Here is a 2,166-nt window from a genome sequence, read left to right as displayed (position 1 = left end):
TTTGGATGTGGAGCTGCTCAACGGCCTGAAGGTGATTGCTGGGGGCACTTACATGGATGTGTACTCAAAAGAAGAGGATGAGAGCGGCAGCATGATGAAGCAGCGGCAGGTGCTTACCGAGAGGTGGACCGGGACATGGGCTGTTACTTATAAGGTAGAAAAGCTGAACCTTGGCATCGACTACACCGGCAATCTATACGGGCCTATGCGCCTGCCTTTGCTGGGTGCCCTTGACCCGAGGCCGGAATATTCTCCCTGGTGGAGCATCCAAAACCTACAGCTCACCTGGGGCAGCCCCGACGGAAGGATGGAGGTTTACGGCGGCGTGAAAAACCTGCTTAATTTCACACCGGCAGCCTTTAGCATAGCAAGGCCCCATGATCCGTTTGACAGGGAAGTTCAGTTTGACGGTAACGGACAGGCGGTGGCAACTCCAGGCAACCCTTACGCACTGACTTTTGACCCTGCTTATGTGTACGCGCCCAACCAGGGCATCAGGGGGTTTCTAGGAGTAAGGTTTAGCATCAGGTAAGGACGATTATGAAAAGTTTGCTTTTGGTTGTGGTGCTAGCCGGAGTCGCCATATTACTGAGCCAGCCTACATTTGCCCAACCAAACTCTTTCCCGTTCGGGCAACTGGAAAGCCTGCAAAAAGAAGAGAGAAGACCAATGGTTGTGTTTATTTCCACGGACTGGTGCAGGTACTGCTCAGGGATGAAGCTCAGTACGTTCCGGGATGAGCAGGTGGTGAAACTGCTGAACGCAAGTTTTTACTTTGTCTCCCTGAACGCTGAAGAGAAAAAGGATATATCTTTTTACGGACACACTTATAAATATAAGCCGACAGGCAACGAAACAGGAGTGCATGAATTGGCTGAGCAGTTAGGTAGTATAAAAGGGCAACTGTCCTACCCGACACTTTCTGTGCTGAACGCTGATATGGAAATTATGTATCAGTATGGAGGCTTCCTATCGGCTAAAGAACTTGTGTTCATACTTGCTTCGGTGAAGAAAGAGCAAAAGAAATAAATAACAGGACCAGCAAGAGCAAAGACTCGATGGTGAATTTAGTGATATAACTAGTCCTGACGCCTTGTAACTGAATTATTCTGGCGCATTAGCTGCCAGGCTCGTATATGCTGAAGTGGTGCCGATTCATGAGCCGCCAAGCGAACTGTTTTTTTCCTGAACCAACATATAAACTATGAAACCATTCTACCTCAACCGCCGCCAGGCGCTGCGCACGACAGCCATGCTTGGCGCGGCCAGCTTGTTCGACCTGAAGCAGGTGCTGGCGGCTGCTGAAGATAAACAAACCGCTAAGACTCCTCCTCTGAGCGCGCAGGAGATTACGGCCATAGAGGCTGCGCTGGGTAAGAAGGGTAACTACAGTGAGGAGCAGTCTACCCTCAACATTTCATTGCCGCGAGGCGACCTGAAGATAAAGATAAAGGGAGAAGAGGTGCCTATCTCCTTCGGCTTCGGGGGCTGGGTAGCCTTTAAGAAAGCACTGGACGGTAAGTCCACTGTGCTGATGAGCGACACTGTGCTGCTGCAGGAGGAAGTGAACCCGCTCATCTCGGCGGCACACGCGAATGGGCTGGAAGTAAGCGCCATCCACAACCACTTCTTCTATGAGGAGCCCCGCATCTTCTACATGCACGTGCACGGGGTAGGGGAGCCGGTAGACCTTGCCCGGAAATACGCCGCTACCATCAGGGACAGCAAGCTCTACCCGGCGAATCAGCCGAAAACAGCAGGCAGTATGGAGCAGCCGGCAACGGCAAGGTTCGATCTACCTGCGCTGGATGCCCTTGTCAAACACAAGGGCAGTGTCAACGGGCCGACCTATAAATATACAGTGGGGCGGGATGACCTGACTATAAAAGCGATGGGAGCGGAGCTGACGGCGGCCATAGGGCTGAACTCCTGGGCCTCCTTTGCCGGTACCAAAGAGAAGGCGCACATAGCCGGAGATATTGCCATGCTGGAGCATGAGGTGAACCCTGTCATCAAGGCCCTGCGGCAGAATGGGTTGGAGGTGGTGGCCCTGCACAATCACATGCTGGGGGACGATCCGCGCATGATCTTCCTGCACTACTATGGAAACGGGCAAGCGACAGATTTAGCTAAGGGCTTTCGGGCAGCACTCAACGTGCTGGGCAA

Annotated in this window: 2 protein-coding genes and 1 pseudogene; all 3 read left to right on the top strand. The window is 52.7% G+C overall.

What is annotated here, in order from left to right:
* A pseudogene (locus ACFS7Z_RS27045) lies at positions 1-532 on the top strand (TonB-dependent receptor); the annotation flags it as partial.
* A gap of 8 nt (positions 533-540) precedes the next feature.
* Positions 541-1,029, top strand: a complete 489-nt coding sequence (locus ACFS7Z_RS27040; RefSeq protein ID WP_377492535.1) for a thioredoxin family protein — start codon at positions 541-543, stop codon at positions 1,027-1,029.
* 175 nt (positions 1,030-1,204) lie between these two features.
* Positions 1,205-2,166: DUF1259 domain-containing protein (locus ACFS7Z_RS27035; protein ID WP_377492532.1), on the top strand; the 962-nt coding region annotated here is incomplete at its 3' end.

It is taken from the genome of Pontibacter toksunensis (assembly GCF_042686245.1).
Taxonomy (GTDB): Bacteria; Bacteroidota; Bacteroidia; order Cytophagales; family Hymenobacteraceae; genus Pontibacter; species Pontibacter toksunensis.
The sequence above is the reverse complement of the archived record's forward strand: the minus strand, read 5'-3'. Positions and strand labels throughout refer to the sequence as shown.